The 662-nt window shown below is 69.5% G+C and carries 1 protein-coding gene; it reads left to right on the forward strand.

The genetic code is table 11. From position 1 onward, the window contains the following. Positions 1-63 precede the first annotated feature (63 nt). Positions 64-662: condensation domain-containing protein (locus FKN01_RS32290; RefSeq protein WP_313906194.1), on the forward strand; the 599-nt coding region annotated here is incomplete at its 3' end.

Below are 662 nucleotides of genomic sequence, written 5' to 3' on the forward strand. Positions count from 1 at the left end.
GTCGACGTTCCCATGCGGGCGGTCCTGTTCCGGACAGGACCCGAATCACACGTCCTGCTGATAGTGGTCCACCACATCGCAGCCGACGGCTGGTCGATGGCGCCGCTCCTGAAGGACCTGTCGCAGGCTTACGAGGCCCGGTGCGCGGGCGGCGCCCCGGCCTGGCCCGCGCTGCCGGTGCAGTACGCGGACTACGCGGTGTGGCAGCGGGCGGTGCTGGGTGCGGAGGATGACCCGGCGAGTGTGATGAGCAAGCAACTGGCCTATTGGCGGCGGGTCCTGGAGGGCGCGCCGGCGGAGTTGGCGTTGCCGTTCGATCGGGCGCGGCCTGCGGTGGCGTCGCAGCGGGGCGGGAGTGTGCCGTTCGCACTGGACGCCGAGGGCTGTGCGCGGTTGAACGACCTGGCACGTAGGTCTGGCGTCTCGCTGTTCATGGTGCTGCACGCGGCGCTGGTCGTGACGTTGTCGCGGGTCGGTGCGGGTGAGGACGTGCCGGTGGGGGCCGCTCTGGCGGGCCGGTCGGATGAGGGTCTGGATGATCTGGTCGGGTTCTTCGTGAACACGGTGGTGCTGCGTACGGATGTCTCGGGTGATCCGTCGTTCGTGGAGTTGCTGGAGCGGGTGCGGGAGGTGCATCTGGGTGCGCATGCGCATGCGGATGT

Source organism: Streptomyces sp. 130 (assembly GCF_007096885.1).
In the GTDB taxonomy this organism is placed as follows: domain Bacteria; phylum Actinomycetota; class Actinomycetes; order Streptomycetales; family Streptomycetaceae; genus Streptomyces.